We start from the raw sequence: 16,772 nt of genomic DNA, 5'->3' as shown, positions 1-16,772 counted from the left end.
TTATCTGCAAATTCAGTAATGAGAGGACGTGTAAACGCAATAAGGACGTTCAAGGGCTTAGTTGCGGATTTGAGGATGAGATGCAGGCGTTTTTCTTTTGCCTTTATTTTTTAGAGTAACATTTGTCCAACTGCCGTTTTTTTAGTACTTTTGCAAAGTTTATAGTACACAAAAATAAATTCATATTATCATGAATGTTTCATATAAATGGCTCAAAGAGTACGTTGACTTCGATTTGACACCCCAAGAGGTGGCAGATGCACTCACATCATGCGGTCTTGAGGTAGATGCCTTGGAAGAAGTTCAATCCATTAAAGGCGGTTTGAAGGGGCTGTATGTAGGTAAAGTGCTTACCTGTGAAATGCACCCTAATTCCGATCACCTTCATATTACAACCGTAGATTTAGGAAAAGAGCAGCCTTCTCAGATTGTCTGTGGTGCGCCAAATGTTGCCGCAGGACAGAAAGTCATTGTTGCCGATGTAGGTTGCGTTTTATATAATGGTGAAGAATCATTCACTATCAAGAAAAGCAAACTTCGTGGTGTCGACTCATACGGCATGATTTGTGCAGAAGACGAGATAGGTGTAGGAAGTTCACACGATGGAATTATTGTCCTTCCTGAAGATGCACCAGTGGGTCAGCCCGCCGCAGAATATTATCATTTAGAAAGCGATTGGGTGATAGAAATTGATATCACAGCAAACCGTTCCGATGCACTTTCTCACTATGGCGTGGCACGTGACTTGTTTGCGTGGTTGAAACAAAATGGTTATACCACTCACTTGCATCGCCCTAATTGTGATGCCTTTCAAGTTGATAACGAGGATTTGCCCATTGATGTGCAAATAGAAAATACACAAGCCTGTAAACGCTATGCCTGTATTTCGCTGACGGATTGTGAGGTGAAAGACAGTCCAGAATGGCTGCAAGATAAGTTGCGGGTCATCGGATTGCGACCTGTCAACAACATTGTAGACATTACGAACTACATCATGATGGCGTATGGGCAGCCGATGCATTGCTTTGATGCCGACATGGTGGAAGGCAACCGGATAGTAGTGCGCACACAACCTGAGGGAACAAAGTTTGAAACGCTCGATGGCGAAGAACATACGCTGGGTGAACACGATTTAAGTATTTGCAATGCGGAACATCCCATGTGTATTGCAGGTATCTTTGGCGGTAAAGGAAGTGGTACTTACACCAGCACGAGGAACGTGGTTTTAGAGAGTGCTTATTTCCATCCCACTTGCATTCGCAAGAGTGCGCGTCGTCACGGACTAAGCACAGATGCCAGTTATCGTTTCGAGCGTGGTATTGATCCTAATGGTGTCATCTACGCACTCAAACAGGCAGCGATACTTTGTCAACAGTTGGCTGGTGGTAAGGTGAGTATGCAGATAAAGGATGTTTATCCTGAACCGATAGAAAATGCGAAAGTATCACTTTCATATAGTTATGTTAATGGACTGATAGGTAAAGAGATAGGACACGATACGATAAAAAAGATTGTGACAAATCTTGAAATGGAAATCCTTCAGGAAACAGCAGAAGGACTTGAATTGTCCATACCAACCTATCGTGTTGACGTGCAGCGTCCATGCGATGTGGTGGAGGATATCTTACGTATCTACGGATATAATAATGTGGAGATACCACAACAATTGAAAAGTTCGTTGACCATCTTAGGAGAAGAAGACGAGAAACAGCATTTGGAAAATCTGATTGGTGAACAATTGGTGGGTAGTGGTTTCCACGAAATCTTAAATAATTCACTGACAAAAGTAGCTTATTACCAAGATTTGAATCAGTATGCGGAGGAAACAACGGTGAAAGTAATGAATCCGTTGAGCAGTGATTTGGGTGTGATGCGACAGACTTTGTTGTTTGGTGGCTTGGAAAGTATTGCGAGAAACGTCAACCGTAAAAACGCAAACTTACGACTTTTTGAGTTTGGTAATTGCTATCATTTCGATGCGGCTCGTTTGGATGCAGAGAATCCTATTAACGCCTACAAACAGGAAACACATTTAGGATTGTGGATAACTGGAAAGCGAGTGGAAGGTAGTTGGGCGCATGCAGATGAAGATAGTTCGTTCTTTGAGCTCAAAGCCTATGTAGAAAATATCTTTGCACGGTTGGGTGTGCCAGCTGGGCTGTGTATCTCGGAAAAGAGTGATAACAATATTTTCTCGGAAGGCTTGACGATGAAGAATCGTGGAGGAAAGCCTATGGTTGAATTAGGCGTGGTATGTCCCCGATTATTAAAAACTGCGGGCGTCTCTGCAACGGTGTATTATGCCGATATCCACTGGTCTACGGTGATGAAAGCTATTCGCAAACAGAAGGTTGAGTTTAAGGAGTTGTCTAAAATCCCTGCTGTAAGTCGAGATTTGGCGTTGCTGTTAGACCAAGCAATTCCTTTCGAAAAGATTGAAGAGATTGCTTTTCAAACAGAAAAGAAACTGTTGAAGCGTGTGGAACTCTTTGACGTTTACGAAGGGAAGAACTTGCCCGACGGCAAGAAGAGCTATGCGGTGAACTTTATTTTACAAGATGAACAGAAAACCTTGAACGACAAGCAGATTGATGCAATAATGCAGAAACTTATCAAAAACCTCACCAAGAATTTAGGTGCAGAGTTGCGGTAAGAGGTTTTTTGTGAAGTGATTGACGTTGATATATCAATAATTCATTAATAATAACAACTCGTGACGTAGCAATACGTTCATGACCTCTTTAGGTGAAGAGGATTTTAATCAATAAATTCAATGGGAAGAGCATTTGAATATCGTAAAGCAACAAAACTGAAACGTTGGGGACACATGGCTCGTACGTTTACGAAGATTGGTAAACAAATCGCTATTGCTGTGAAAGCAGGTGGACCAGAGCCAGAAAACAACCCTACACTGCGTGCCATCATTGCTAATGCTAAGCGTGAGAACATGCCTAAGGACAACATTGACCGTGCTATCAAAAATGCACTTGGTAAAGACCAGAGCGATTATAAGGAAGTAACTTATGAGGGCTATGGTCCACACGGAGTTGCCATTTTGGTGGATACACTGACCGACAACACTACTCGTACTGTAGGTGATGTTCGTTCTGTATTCAACAAGTTTAATGGAAATTTGGGTACTACAGGTTCTTTGGCTTTCTTGTTTGATCATAAGTCTGTGTTTACTTTTAAGAAGAAAGAAAATCTCGATATGGATGAGTTAATCCTTGATCTCATCGATTACGGTGTCGAAGATGAATACGATGAGGACGAAGAAGCCAATGAGGTGACCATTTACGGAGCACCAACCAGCTTTGGTGATATCCAAAAACATTTAGAGGAAGAAGGGTTTGAGGTGACTGGTGGAGAGTTTACTTACATCCCTAACGACTTGAAGAATGTGACACCAGAAGAACGTGAAACTCTTGACAAGATGATTGAGAAATTGGAAGAGTTTGACGATGTTCAGACGGTGTACACCAATATGCAACCAGAATAAGCATTTGATGCGACGACCATTCATCATTCGGAGCATGGCGCTTTCAATGATGAATGGCTCGCTTGCATTTTCTTTAATAGTGCAGTTCAAATCCTCTGCCTAAGCTAAAAAGTGAGTGAGGATGACGAACAGCACATTTGTACTTCTAATATCCTGAACTGTAATTATCCTAAATCTTAACCTTTTATTTTTTTGTATGAAAAGAAGTCGTTGTTTTGTTCTTTTATTAAACTTACTGTTGGCAGCCTTGCCATTAAGTGCCAAAAAAGATTATACCCAATTTGTAAATCCCTATATTGGTTCTGGAGGTCACGGTCATGTCTTTGTGGGAGCGAATGTACCTTTTAGTGCCGTTCAGTTAGGACCGATGAACATCTTTAAGGGTTGGGATTGGTGCTCGGGTTATCATTACAGTGATAGCGTTATTATCGGGTTTAGTCATAACCACTTGAGTGGTACAGGTTGTGATGATTTGGGCGACATCAGCTTGATGCCCTATTCAGGTGAGATGCGAACCAAACGAGGAGATGATCATAACCTCGAAGGAGCTGCTTCGTCGAAATTCTCCCATGACAATGAAGTTGTATCACCCGGTTATTATGCCGTAAAATTAGATAATGGTGTAAATGTGGAACTGACAACAACAGAGCGTGTGGGGGTGCATCGTTACAATTATACAAAGGCAGAAACCCCACGCGTGTTGATAGACTTGTTCAATGGTATTGGAAATAAAACCTATGAAGCCTATATTCGCAAAATTGACGATTCCACTGTTGAGGGATATCGTTTTGTCAATGGTTGGGCACCCCAACACAAGGTTTTCTTTTATGCCAAGTTCAATCAACCCATCCAATCACTTGATGTGTTTCACTTGAATACACCTGCGGGTACCGATGAGTTGCAAGGGCGTGATGTGAAAGCAGTTGCAACGTTCAAAGACGGAGTGAAAGAACTCTTGGTAAAGGTTGCTATCTCGTCCGTGAGTTGTACCAATGCAAAACTCAACTTAGAAAAGGAGATGACGGGATGGAACTTCGATGACGTTCATCAGGTAGCGATACAAAAGTGGAACGATGTGTTATCACGAATAGAAATAGAAGGGACACCCCGACAAAAGACCATCTTCTATACAGCCATGTACCATGCTTTTATCGCACCTAACTTATATTGCGACGTCAACGGAGACTTTAGAGGCATAGACGACAAGGTATATAGAAATAATAAATTCAAGAATTACACGACGCTCTCGTTATGGGATACTTATCGTACGTTACATCCGCTGTTTACAATCATAGCGAGAAAGGAAGTTCCAGATATGATTAACTCCATGCTGAGTATCTACGATCAAAATGGAAAGCTGCCTATATGGCCATTGTATTCAGGTGAGACGAATTGCATGCCAGGTTATAGTTCCGTGCCAGTGATTGCAGATGCTTACTTAAAAGGGATTGGCGGTTTCGATGCCAACAAAGCGTTAGACTATATGATATCTACGGCTACGAATCCAAAGCAAAACGGTGTGAAAGATTTTATGCACTATGGATATATTCCAGCCGATGCTGTTAAGGAGGCAACTTCGATACAGTTAGAATATGCAGCAGACGACATGGGTATTGCACTCATGGCAAAGAAGATGGGACGAATGGATGTTTACCATACTTTCTTGAAACGTGCTTTGTCGTATCAAACCATTTTCGATTCAAAAATAAATAAGATTCATCCAAAGATGAAAGATGGCTCATGGTACGAACCTTACGACCCATTTTTAGCGAACGAAAGAGATGGGGTAGGAGATTTCTGTGAGGGAAATGGTTGGCAATATACCTTTATGGTGCCACAAGACCCCGATGGGCTAATCAAGGCGCATGGTGGAGATGCCGCTTTTGTGAAGAATCTTGATGAGTTGTTTGTTGTCGAAGGCGATCTTGGAGAAGGAGCTCCACCTGATGTGTCTGGTATGGTGGGACAGTATGCACATGGTAACGAACCCAATCATCATACACCTTATTTATATGTCTATGCAGGACAACCGTATAAGACAGCAGAAAAGGTGAGAATGATACAAAACAAGTTCTATACTGATGAGCCAGATGGATACTGTGGTAACGAAGATTGTGGGCAAATGTCAGCTTGGCATATCATGTCAGCGTTAGGATTTTATCAAGTGAACCCATCCAATGGCATTTTTGTTTTTGGAAGTCCGTTGTTTAAGAAAGCAACGATTCATCTGCCTGAGGGTAAGACATTTGTGATCACTGCACCCAATAATAATGACAAAAATGTATATATCAAGTCGGCTCAATTAAACGGTAGGAATTTGAAGACCTCTTACATTACTTACAGTGATGTGATGAAAGGAGGAGTACTTAACTTCCAAATGAGCAATCGCCCCAATAAGAGTTTTGGTAAAGCAATGCAGCATAGACCTGTGAGTGCGAAATAATCCGAGAGAGTGCGTTATACTTCGGGGCTGCTAAATAAGTATCAATCATTTGTGTTTATTTAGTAGCCCCGATTTTGTTGTAAGATTTCCCTTCACATTTTGTACTCATCCGCTATGCTGAAAAACTGGTATTGCGGATGTATTGTATAAGAAGTAAACCACTCCAATCAAATAAATCTAACTTTGGTTGTGGTTTACTCGTCTCTGCAAGTAATCGTTTTTAGTGCGTAGCTCTCCACCACGCAGTGTTTTGTATGCCACGTAATGGCGCAACATGAATGGTGGGATCTGAAATGGTTAACCCGCTAAAGGTTTTCACAGGGATATATTTGGGGCCTTCATACGGATAAATGTATGAATAAATCGTGTCCGTATGACTTTGATGGCGTACCGCTTTCGTGAGTTGTTGGTTAAAACGTTCACGAAGGTTCTTGTTCTTACAAAGCCACTTTACATAATCGCCCATATCGAAGAATATTCCTGCCTTAAAACCATCGAGTACTTGCACACTGTCTCGCAACGAGTCGTCCAACGAATATTTCGCATTGATGTCCTTCATCACTGCAGCTAAGGCTTCTACCTCTCGGCAGTCGATAGCGGCAATTGTGCCAGAGGGCACTCGGTAATTGGAGTAGAAGTCATGAAACTTCTTCACTATAGCTCCATAGTTGGGAGTGGGCGATGCCAAACTGCTCCACATATCCGCATACGGCATGCCAACAGCCATAACCTCACTGGTAGAGCCAACAAGGAAATTAGTCACGTCTTTGAGCATATAGGCTGTTTCAACATTTGCCATGTAGCAATCGTCAAACAGGATGTATTGCATCTTTGTGCCCGTTTGAGCGATTCCTTTTGCCAAGGTCTCTATGTCTGTGGCATAATTGAGGATGTCGTCCACACTTCCAAAGAATCGAGTCTGTTCCCAATACGTGGGTTGCTGACGAGTGGAAAAGGCATACCGTTTTGCATTGTAGGGGTAGTCTTTCCAATTTTCTTTATACGTCCAACCTGTGCCGTGGCAGCCAATGATGAGTGCATAGTTGAGAGCTTCAGCCGCTGCTTTCGTGTCATTGATGATTTGGGCAATACCCTCAGCCGTAGTATATGCTTTTCCCGAATAGGTCTTGATAGGGGTGTGCGTTATTTGTTTGTTGACATAACCAACCTCGTAGAGTTCTGATTCGGTGGGCGATTTGCTAAGAAATACCACTAAGCGTGAGTTCTTGAGTCCTTTCTGGGCTTTGACACCCGATTCGATGCTGTCTAAATTTTGTAGGAAAAAGTTGTACAGTCCTTTGTGTTGCGCACTTCCCGACCATGGCATATAGACTAATATGGTTTGTTTGTTATAGTCGTTAATGTCAATAGTATCGTCATCCTTACACGATGTAATCGTCAAGGTACAGAGTAGGACGAGCCATAAAAAGAACTGTTTACGCATCATTCGGTTATTTCTTCTTTTTAAGTTCTGCCATCGAATCTTTCAGTGCTGCAATTTTCTCTTCCGTATCACTTTGTTTCTTGCGCTCCAATGCCACCACTGCTTCAGGCGCATTGGCTACAAATTTACTGTTGCTGAGTTTTTTCTGAATACCAGCTAAGAAGCCTTCCAAATGTTTGAGTTGGTCTTCATACTTCTTTAACTCGGCTTCCACATCAATCAAATTCCCGATGGGAACGGCAAATTCGTTAGTGCCAACCATGAATTGTGCTACGTCAGCAGGTTTGTCAGTCATGGTTTGTATGGATGACAAATGCGCCATTTTAATGATAATGTCATTAAAGGTGGCAAATGGGTTGTCACCAATAGCTATCAATTCTAATTCTTCTTTGGGTGAGATGTTCTTTTGGTTTCTAATCATGCGAACCCCACTCACAATCTGTTTAACCACTTCTATCTCTTCTGTCAGCGATTTTTCGTCGTCCGTAGGCGTAGGAATATCAAGCTGTTGGGTCATGATAGACTCGCCTTCCTTTCGCTCATACAAGTGTTGCCACAATTCTTCCGTGATAAATGGCATGAAAGGATGTAGCATTTTTAAGAGGATGTCAAAGAAGTTCAAAGTCTGCTGATAGGTCTTCGTGTCGATAGGTGTTCCGTACGCAGGCTTAATCATCTCGAGATACCAGCTTGAGAACTCGTCCCAAAAGAGCCTGTAGACAACCATTAGTGCCTCAGAGATGCGATATTTCGAGAAGAGGTCGTTCACTTCTTCGTTTGTGGTGCGCAACTTAGCCTCGAACCAAGCTGTTGCCAACTTGCTGGTTTGTGGTTGTTCGGCGTCTGTAACCTCCCAACCTTTTACCAATCGGAATGCATTCCAAATCTTGTTGTTAAAGTTACGACCTTGTTCACACAAACTTTCATCGAAGAGAATGTCGTTGCCTGCTGGCGCACTGAGCATCATACCCATACGTACGCCATCGGCACCGTACTTATCAATGAGTGCAATAGGATCGGGCGAGTTACCTAAGCTCTTGCTCATCTTCCTGCCCAACTTGTCGCGCACAATGCCCGTAAAGTACACGTGTCTGAAAGGCATCTGTCCTTTATACTCATATCCAGCCATAATCATGCGTGCCACCCAGAAGAAAATAATATCAGGTCCAGTGATGAGGTCGGCTGTGGGGTAGTAGTATTGAATTTCTTTATTATCAGGATTGTTAATGCCGTCAAAGAGAGAAATAGGCCATAGCCATGATGAAAACCATGTGTCGAGACAATCACTATCTTGTTCGATGTCGTTCATGGTGAGTGCGCTGTCCTTCTGTTGTGCCAGTTTGAGGGCTGCCTCTGCCGTTTCTGCCACCACAACCTCTTGTTTACAGTTGACTGTAAAGTAATAAGCAGGAATGCGATGTCCCCACCACAGCTGTCTACTGATACACCAATCTTTGATGTTTTCGAGCCAGTGACGATAGGTGTTTTTGTACTTCGAGGGATAGAACTGAATATCGTCGTCCATGACAGGCTGCAAGGCAAGGTCGGCAAAGTGTTGCATTTTCAGAAACCATTGTGTTGACAACTTCGGCTCAATGGGTACATGGGTGCGCTCGGAGTATCCAACTTTGTTGTTGTAGTCCTCGACTTTCTCCATCAATCCTGCCTTTTCTAAATCTTTTGCAATTTGCTTGCGCACGTCCATACGATCCATGCCAACGTACATTCCTGCTTCTTCAGAAATAGTACCATTGTCGTTAAAGATATCGATGGTTTGTAGTCCGTGTTTCAGACCCAATGCATGGTCGTTAATATCATGTGCTGGCGTTACCTTTAAGCATCCCGTACCAAACTCAATATCCACATAGTCGTCCTCGATAACAGGAATTTCTCGTCTCACTAATGGTACGATAACGTGTTTTCCTTTGAGCCAGGCATTCTTAGGATCATTGGGGTTGATGCACATTGCAGTATCGCCCATAATCGTTTCGGGACGTGTCGTAGCGACGATAGCAAACTTATCAGGGTCTTCAACTACATGATAGCGAAGATAATAAAGCTTGGAGTGCTCGTCTTGATAGATAACTTCTTCATCGCTCAAGGCTGTTTGTGCCTGCGGATCCCAATTCACCATGCGTACTCCACGGTAGATAAGACCTTTGTTGTAGAGGTCGCAAAACACTTTGATAACGCTTTCCGAACGCTTCTCGTCCATCGTGAATGCGGTGCGATCCCAATCACACGAAGCCCCTAAGCGACGCAACTGCTTCAAAATAATGCCGCCATGTTCGTGCGTCCAGTCCCAAGCATGTTTCAAAAACTCGTCTCTTGAAAGATCTGTTTTCTTGATTCCCTGTTCTGCCAAGCGTGCTACAACCTTTGCTTCGGTAGCTATCGAGGCATGATCGGTGCCAGGAACCCAACAAGCATTCTTGCCTTCCATGCGTGCTCTGCGCACTAAAATATCTTGAATGGTATTGTTAAGCATGTGTCCCATGTGCAGCACACCTGTGACATTGGGGGGAGGTATGACCACCGTATAGGCTTCACGCCCATCAGGTTTTGAACTAAATAATTTGTTGTTGAGCCAATATTCATACCATTTAGATTCCACATCCTGTGGATTATACTTGCTTGCCAATTCCATTTTATCGTTTTCTACTTTAATAATAAATTCTTATAAAACATTGCAAAATTACGAAATTTCAATTGAAAATGATTACTTTTGCAATAATAAAAATTCAGCCATGCACTCAAGAGAAGAAAAAATAGCGGCTTTTGGTCGGCTTCTTGACGTACAAGAACGCCTGAGAAAGGAATGCCCTTGGGACAGAAAACAAACCTACCACAGCTTAAGACCGCACACGATAGAAGAGGTTTACGAGCTTTGTGATGCTATCTTGAAGGAAGATAAGGTCAATATTTGTAAAGAACTTGGTGATGTGTTGGAGCATGTCATCTTCTATGCTATCCTTGGAGATGAGACAGGGGCTTATGATATTGCGGATGTGTGCGATAAGGAAGCCCGTAAATTAATGTTTCGTCATCCATTTATCGATTGGACTGGTTGGGAAGGAGACCCTAAAAAAGAGGTTTTAGACTCAAAAGTAGGGGTGGACGAAACCACTGCCAAACCGCAGACGGAGCAGCAAGTAGAAAAAACGTGGGAGCAAATTAAGCAAAAAGAAAAAGATGGAAACAAGAGTGTGTTGGCAGGTGTGCCAGAGGCGTTGCCATCTCTCATTAAGGCTTATCGCATTCAAGATAAGGCACGGAACGTTGGGTTCGATTGGGAAAAGCGAGAAGACGTTTGGAAGAAAGTGCGTGAAGAACTGAGTGAGCTGGAAGAAGAATTAGCCAAAGACGATGCCGAGCATGCCACGAAGGAGTTGGGAGATTTTCTTTTCTCGGTCATTAATGCTGCTCGCTTGTATCATCTTAATCCAGAAAACGCACTGGAGCTGACCAATCAAAAATTTATTCGACGCTTTAATCATATTGAAGCCCAAACCATAAAATCGGGAAAGCAGCTCAAAGACTTGACACTCGCAGAGATGGATGAGCTTTGGGAAGAGGCTAAACGTATGGAAAAAGAATCTGATAACAACTAAAAATACAAAATATAATAATGATGAAAAATACGTTGAAAATATTTGCGGCAATGCTCATGACAGTCAGCTTGGCTGTTGGATGCGTGGATAAAAAAGGTTCTGCATCCTCTTCGGACACGGTATCACAAGATGAAGAAGCATCCACAGACTCTACCGTATATGGCGTTTGCGGCGACGGAACCGCCATGCACACCTTGCAGGTGATATCAGATGCTGGCGATACGGTGGATTATATGATTAACACCGATGGAGAATTAGTCTCTGACATTCAAGGAGGTAGAATGGTAGGTGATCGAATGGCGGTCATTGGAGCGAAAGTGAATCAAGAATTAGTTGCGAAGAAAGTAATCAATCTGACAACGCTTTTAGGGAGATGGGTAAGTTTGGACAAGAACTTTGAAATTCGTGAAGGTGGCATTGTCGAGTCTTTCGTGAAAGCCGAATCGCATCCTTGGACGAAGTGGAAAATTCTTAATGGCGCTTTACTGTTAAACACCGATACCTTTGAAGTAAAGACTTTGGGGGCAGATAGTTTGTTGCTTGAGAATAAAAATGGTATTTTTGTCTACAAGCGTCAACGAGACAAACAGCAGTAGAAGGCTTTTGACTCTTTCTTTTGCGTTTAGATTCATCTATTGGAACCTTTTAGAATTCATATTTTAGGATGCGGAAGTGCCATGCCAACGCTGCGACACCATCCGTCCTCACAGGTTATTGAAATCCGTGAGAAACTGTTCATGGTCGATTGTGGCGAAGGTACTCAAGTACAACTCCGTCGTGCTAAAATCAAATTTACCAAGCTTCAAGCCGTCTTTATCACCCACTTACATGGCGATCATTGCCTCGGGTTGATAGGTATGCTTTCCACTTTTGGGATGTTGGGGCGTACCGCACCGCTCCATATCTATGCCCCGCAAGCGTTAGAATCTTTGTTGCAAACACAAATTGCCGTGTTCTGTCCGGGTTTGGAATACGAGGTGAAGTTTCATGCAGTGGAGACCACCCAGCATCAGGTGATTTATGAAGACCGAAGTCTGACTGTCGAATCCATCCCTTTAGCGCATCGTCTCCCTTGTTGTGGTTTTTTGTTTAGGGAGAAACCTGTGTTGCCTCATATCCGAAGAGAGATGATTGACTTCTATGAAATCCCTGTTTCCCAAATTAATAACATCAAAAACGGAGCCGACTGGACTACACCAGAAGGGGAGATGGTGAGCAATCATCGCCTTACTTACCCTGCTGCACCGCCCCGTAGTTACGCCTATTGCAGTGATACACGCTATCTTCCTCACTTGCACCAATTGGTTCAAGGGGTGGATACGCTGTACCATGAGGCTACTTATGATCAGTTAAACGAGAGCCGAGCTGAAATGTTCGCGCACAGTACGGCAGCCCAAGCCGCCATGGTGGCGCGCGATGCTAAGGTTGGAAAATTGCTATTGGGGCATTACAGTGCCCGATATGACGACGAGTCGGTGCTACTTCAAGAGGCAAAGAATATCTTTCCAAATTCATTCTTAACCGATGAAGGGCTAGTCTTCGATGTTAAATAGAGTTAAACGGGCAATAAATTTTAATTCGTGCTTTTTGGTTTTCAATAAATTGCGTATCTTTGTTACATTGAACACAAAGAATATATATCAATGATACATAAGATACTATCCATTACCTTTGCTTTTGCGCTGCTCATTGGCAGTCCAATCACGATGCAAGCGTCGGAAGGTTTCGAGGCTATTGAAAATGAATTTCAGAATGTTTCTATTTCAGTTTCGGAGTCTGTACTACATATCAGTGGTGCAAATGGGCAGGTATTACAGATATATAATGTGGCAGGCGTTTGTCTGATGCGTGTGAAGATTGATAGTCAGGACAAGCGTTACGAACTGAATTATCCAAAAGGTTGCTACATTATCAAGGTGGGCAAAACGGTAAGAAAGATATCTATTAGATAGCGCAAGCGTTGAAATTTGTTTTTCATTACTTTCTGTTCTTTATTCTTCTTTTTCAGTTGTGTTCATGTCGGAATAAAGTTCAGAATCCTAATCAGAACTTGGAATTAAGTAGTTTTTCGTCTCTTCGGAATGCTGCTTATGTCATTCATCCCCGAAAAGTTCGTGCAGAACTTCTCAAGACGTTACAAGAAGATAGAGACTCGATGCAAGCCGACTATCGTGCTCGTAACTATTATTTGCAGGGAGGGCGGCTTCTTTGGATTGATCGCAATGGAGTTGATCAGCGTGCCGATACTCTGTTGGCGTATTTGCGTGAGATGAAAGCGGTAGGATTTTCGCCCAATAAGTTTTGTGTCGCTTCGATTACGGCAGACTTAAACCGACTGCGAGCTTTGCAATTTGATAAAAGTCAGCATTCCATTCATCAGGTGTTGGGACGCTTAGAATATCATCTAACCAAAGCCTTTTTCCGTTATGCCACGGGACAGCAGTTTGGTTTTACCAACCCTTATGTGCTTTTTAACAAGCTTGATGTGAAAGAGGGAGATTCACTCAACGTGAGTTATTATCGGCTCTTCGATATTCCGATGGCACGGCCCACTAAAAACTATTGGAAGAATCTGTGTAAACAAACTCATCCAGACAGTTTGACGAACTTTATTCACCATATCCAACCCACTAATCCATTATACCAAGTATTCAAAAATTATCTTGCGCAGGAGGGTCGTTCCACTAACAGTGTGAAGACGCTCTGCAACTTGGAGCGGACGCGATGGCGACTAAAAGATAACCCATTTGCCCAAGACAAATACGTCATGGTGAACATTCCTGCCATGGAGTTGCTGGCTATCGACCATGAACAGGTCATGAGAATGCGCGTTGGTGTGGGAACGAACACCACCAAGACGCCCTTGTTGAGCAGTAGGATTATGCGGATGGACGTTAATCCGCAATGGGTCATGCCCAAGAGTATTATTGACAAAAGTGTGGCACGCCATGCAGGCGACTCTGCTTATTTTGAGAATCATCGGTATTTTATACGAAACAGAGAGACAGGAAACAGGGTAGACCCTCGACAAGTCACGAGTGAAATGCTTCGGAGCGGTCAATACTTCGTCATTCAAGAAGGCGGAAAAGGCAACGCCATGGGGCGCATCGTGTTCCGTTTCAAAAATAACTTTGCCGTTTATCTGCACGACACCTCCTCGCGCGGAGTCTTTGAACAGTCGAATCGTGGCGTGTCACATGGATGTGTGCGTGTCGAAAAACCTTTCGAACTGGCGGTATTTTTATTAAAAGATAAGGATGAAGAACTCATTGAAAAGATGCGCTACTCCATGCAAGCCGATATTCATTCGCATTATCAAAAGAAACTAACAGCGACTTCCAACCTACCCAATGACACCTTGCAAGAATCTAAGTTAATCAATTCGGTGCGTGTTCAACCAGCAGTACCTCTGTACATTACTTATTATACCCTGTATCCCAACGAGCAGCATGGCATGCGGGAATATCAAGATATTTACGGTTTTGACGCTGTGATTTACAAACAATTAAAAAACTACCTGCGATAGTTTCAATGAACGAACGGTGGGACGATTATACTATCGGTAGGGCATTGGCAGACCCAAAGCTGCGGGAACAAGCCTTTATGTTCAATAGGAGTGAGAAAAAGAGTAATAGTTATGTAGACAATTATAGTTGATGATTTGGATATTTAAGGTTGGTGCTAATAATTAGCTTTGTTTGATTGATGACTTCTTTTAGAGCCTACATATAGTCGAGGAGTGTGGTAGAAATGGGAGGAACTTAATATATTTATTTATCGAAAAGAACATAAGACAATAGGATATAAAAGGTTTTCCGAAAATCTAAAATAAAAACAAGTACAAGGTATTTTTTATAATTAACCTTTCACTTTAAGTAAGATGTAAAAAAGCAAATAACTATGCAGCGGTACTTTATCTATTTCAGTTATGACGGTACCTCGTACCACGGTTGGCAACAGCAACCCAACAGTCATTCTGTTCAGGCAGAATTGCAAAAAGCACTGTCAACGATTTTGAGAGAGCCCATTGTTGTTGTGGGTGCAGGGCGCACAGATACTGGCGTGCATGCGCGAAAAATGGTGGCACACTTTGATTTAGAGACAGTTATTGATGGTGAACAACTTACTTACAAACTGAACAGACTCTTGCCACGAGATATTTCGGTGGCAGGCGTGAAGCCTGTTCAGGCAGATATGCACGCAAGGTTTAGTGCCAAATGGCGAACGTATCACTATTATGTACACAATCATAAAAATCCTTTTTTGCGCCATTACTCCTGTCAACTTCCTTTTCAGCTTGATTATGCACTGATGAATCAGGCAGCTAATCATTTGTTGAGCGTGACCGACTTTGGTGCTTTCTGTAAGACACACACCGATGTCAAGACCACGCTTTGCGAGGTGGTGCGTGCAGAATGGGTACAAACAGGAGAAGATAGTTGGTACTTTGTGATTAAAGCCAATCGCTTTCTCCGTAATATGGTGCGTGCTGTTGTCGGTACGTTGATTGAAGTGGGGCGGCATCGAATGAGTCTTGAGCAGTTTGATGCAGTGATTCGGAGCGGTAATCGTAGCAATGCAGGCGAGAGCATGCCTGCTCATGCGCTGTTTTTAGAGGAGATAGAATATTAAAGATGTGGTTGATTTTGGCTTTTCTCTCGGCTTTTCTGCTGGGATTTTATGATGTATTTAAGAAAGTTTCATTATCAGATAATGCAGTGATTCCTGTGTTGTTTCTGAACACGTTTTTCTCATCGCTCCTCTTTTTACCTTTTATTATTTTATCTCAATCTACAACTTATTTAGACGATACTATTTTCCACGTATCTACTGCAGGGTGGGAATCGCATAAGTTTATCGTACTCAAGAGTTTCATTGTGTTAGGGTCATGGGTTTGTGGCTATTTTGCCATGAAGCATCTCCCTCTTACCATTGTGGGTCCCATCAACGCTACACGTCCAATCCTGGTGTTGGTGGGCGCCATGTTGGTGTTTGGCGAAACGCTCAACCTCTATCAATGGGTGGGTGTGCTATTGGCAATTACATCGTTCTTCCTTTTAAGTAGAACAGGAAAAAAGGAGGGGATTGACTTTAAGCATAATCTCTGGATTGTTTTCTTGGTCATCTCTGCCATCTTGGGAGCTGTGAGTGGACTGTATGATAAATTTCTGATGATGCCTCGTAGTGCTGGTGGGTTAGGACTTAATCAAATGATGGTTCAGAGTTGGTACAATGTTTATCAATGCGGATTGATGGGAGTTATGTTGATGTTGCTATGGCTGCCCAACCGAAACCGAACCAACACGTTTCAATGGCGGTGGACAATTCTCGGCATTAGTATCTTCCTTTGTATGGCAGACTTTGTGTACTTTTATGCGCTCAGTCAGCCCGAAGCCTTGATAGCTGTTGTCTCTATGGTGCGAAGAGGCAGTGTTATCGTGAGTTTCCTCTTTGGCATCTTCCTTTTTCAAGAAAAGAATATCAAGGGTAAGGCAATTGACCTGTTGTTAGTCTTGTTGGGTTTGATTTTCTTATATATTGGTAGTCGAGTATAGCACAAATCACAACAAAACTGTCAAGTAAATTTATGAAAAGTACAGCGGATACTTCATGGCTTTACTAACCCATGGAGATAAGGGGCTTATAACAATAACTTAAGCCCTTTAAGTCAATGAGTTAATCGCATTGAAACAATGGGTTGTACTTTCCTAAAATCACTTGACAGTTTTTATTCACTTTTCCTAATTTACTTGTCAAATTTTTTCATTCATTCTA

The 16,772-nt window shown here is 42.6% G+C and carries 13 protein-coding genes; 11 read left to right on the top strand and 2 right to left on the bottom strand.

All coding sequences use genetic code 11. The annotated features are described in order from the left end of the window. Positions 1–190: 190 nt before the first annotated feature. The 3 genes from pheT to DEM91_RS09945 all read left to right on the top strand — a co-directional run bounded on the left by pheT (position 191) and on the right by DEM91_RS09945 (position 5,942). Positions 191–2,653: a phenylalanine--tRNA ligase subunit beta gene (pheT, locus tag DEM91_RS09955; protein WP_249858827.1), complete on the top strand. Its 2,463-nt coding sequence runs from the start codon at positions 191–193 to the stop codon at positions 2,651–2,653. A 120-nt stretch (positions 2,654–2,773) separates the two neighbouring features. Beyond that, positions 2,774–3,499 (top strand): YebC/PmpR family DNA-binding transcriptional regulator, encoded by a 726-nt coding sequence (locus DEM91_RS09950; protein ID WP_025072838.1) that lies wholly within the window; start codon positions 2,774–2,776, stop codon positions 3,497–3,499. Positions 3,500–3,695: 196 nt separating this feature from the next. Then, entirely contained in the window at positions 3,696–5,942 is a 2,247-nt protein-coding gene (locus tag DEM91_RS09945) for a GH92 family glycosyl hydrolase (protein ID WP_249858826.1), read from the top strand. A gap of 220 nt (positions 5,943–6,162) precedes the next feature. On the opposite strand, the gene DEM91_RS09940 is transcribed toward DEM91_RS09945, so the two are convergent. After that, positions 6,163–7,389 carry a clostripain-related cysteine peptidase gene (locus tag DEM91_RS09940; RefSeq protein WP_249858825.1) on the bottom strand — a complete coding sequence of 409 codons (1,227 nt, stop codon included), beginning with the start codon at positions 7,387–7,389 and terminating at the stop codon, positions 6,163–6,165. Between the two features lie 4 nt (positions 7,390–7,393). Then, positions 7,394–10,033, bottom strand: a complete 2,640-nt coding sequence (locus tag DEM91_RS09935; protein ID WP_249858824.1) for a valine--tRNA ligase — start codon at positions 10,031–10,033, stop codon at positions 7,394–7,396. Positions 10,034–10,133: 100 nt separating this feature from the next. Here DEM91_RS09935 and mazG point away from each other — a divergent pair, with 100 nt between their 5' ends. The 8 genes from mazG (at position 10,134) to DEM91_RS09900 (ending at position 16,552) form a co-directional block, all read left to right on the top strand. Next, positions 10,134–10,997 (top strand): nucleoside triphosphate pyrophosphohydrolase, encoded by an 864-nt coding sequence (gene mazG / locus DEM91_RS09930; RefSeq protein ID WP_249858823.1) that lies wholly within the window; start codon positions 10,134–10,136, stop codon positions 10,995–10,997. 17 nt (positions 10,998–11,014) lie between these two features. Continuing rightward, positions 11,015–11,593, top strand: a complete 579-nt coding sequence (locus DEM91_RS09925) for a hypothetical protein (protein WP_103002675.1) — start codon at positions 11,015–11,017, stop codon at positions 11,591–11,593. A 39-nt stretch (positions 11,594–11,632) separates the two neighbouring features. Further along, on the top strand, positions 11,633–12,550 hold the full coding sequence (locus DEM91_RS09920; protein ID WP_249858822.1) for a ribonuclease Z: 918 nt from the start codon (positions 11,633–11,635) through the stop codon (positions 12,548–12,550). A 90-nt stretch (positions 12,551–12,640) separates the two neighbouring features. Next, complete coding sequence (locus DEM91_RS09915; RefSeq protein ID WP_008122377.1) at positions 12,641–12,949, top strand: T9SS type A sorting domain-containing protein; 309 nt, start codon at positions 12,641–12,643, stop codon at positions 12,947–12,949. 98 nt (positions 12,950–13,047) lie between these two features. After that, a complete protein-coding gene (locus DEM91_RS09910; protein WP_249858821.1) occupies positions 13,048–14,523 on the top strand; it encodes a L,D-transpeptidase family protein in 1,476 nt (491 codons plus the stop codon). Between the two features lie 5 nt (positions 14,524–14,528). Further along, positions 14,529–14,654, top strand: coding sequence for a hypothetical protein (locus DEM91_RS12585; protein WP_275975267.1), 126 nt, complete (start codon positions 14,529–14,531; stop codon positions 14,652–14,654). 243 nt (positions 14,655–14,897) lie between these two features. After that, positions 14,898–15,629, top strand: a complete 732-nt coding sequence (gene truA, locus DEM91_RS09905) for a tRNA pseudouridine(38-40) synthase TruA (RefSeq protein ID WP_249858820.1) — start codon at positions 14,898–14,900, stop codon at positions 15,627–15,629. Positions 15,630–15,631: 2 nt separating this feature from the next. Further along, positions 15,632–16,552: an EamA family transporter gene (locus tag DEM91_RS09900; protein WP_249858819.1), complete on the top strand. Its 921-nt coding sequence runs from the start codon at positions 15,632–15,634 to the stop codon at positions 16,550–16,552. Positions 16,553–16,772 lie beyond the last annotated feature (220 nt).

It is taken from the genome of Prevotella sp. TCVGH (assembly GCF_023522295.1).
GTDB classification, from domain to species: Bacteria; Bacteroidota; Bacteroidia; order Bacteroidales; family Bacteroidaceae; genus Prevotella; species Prevotella timonensis.
This window is presented reverse-complemented; position numbering and strand designations above follow the sequence as displayed.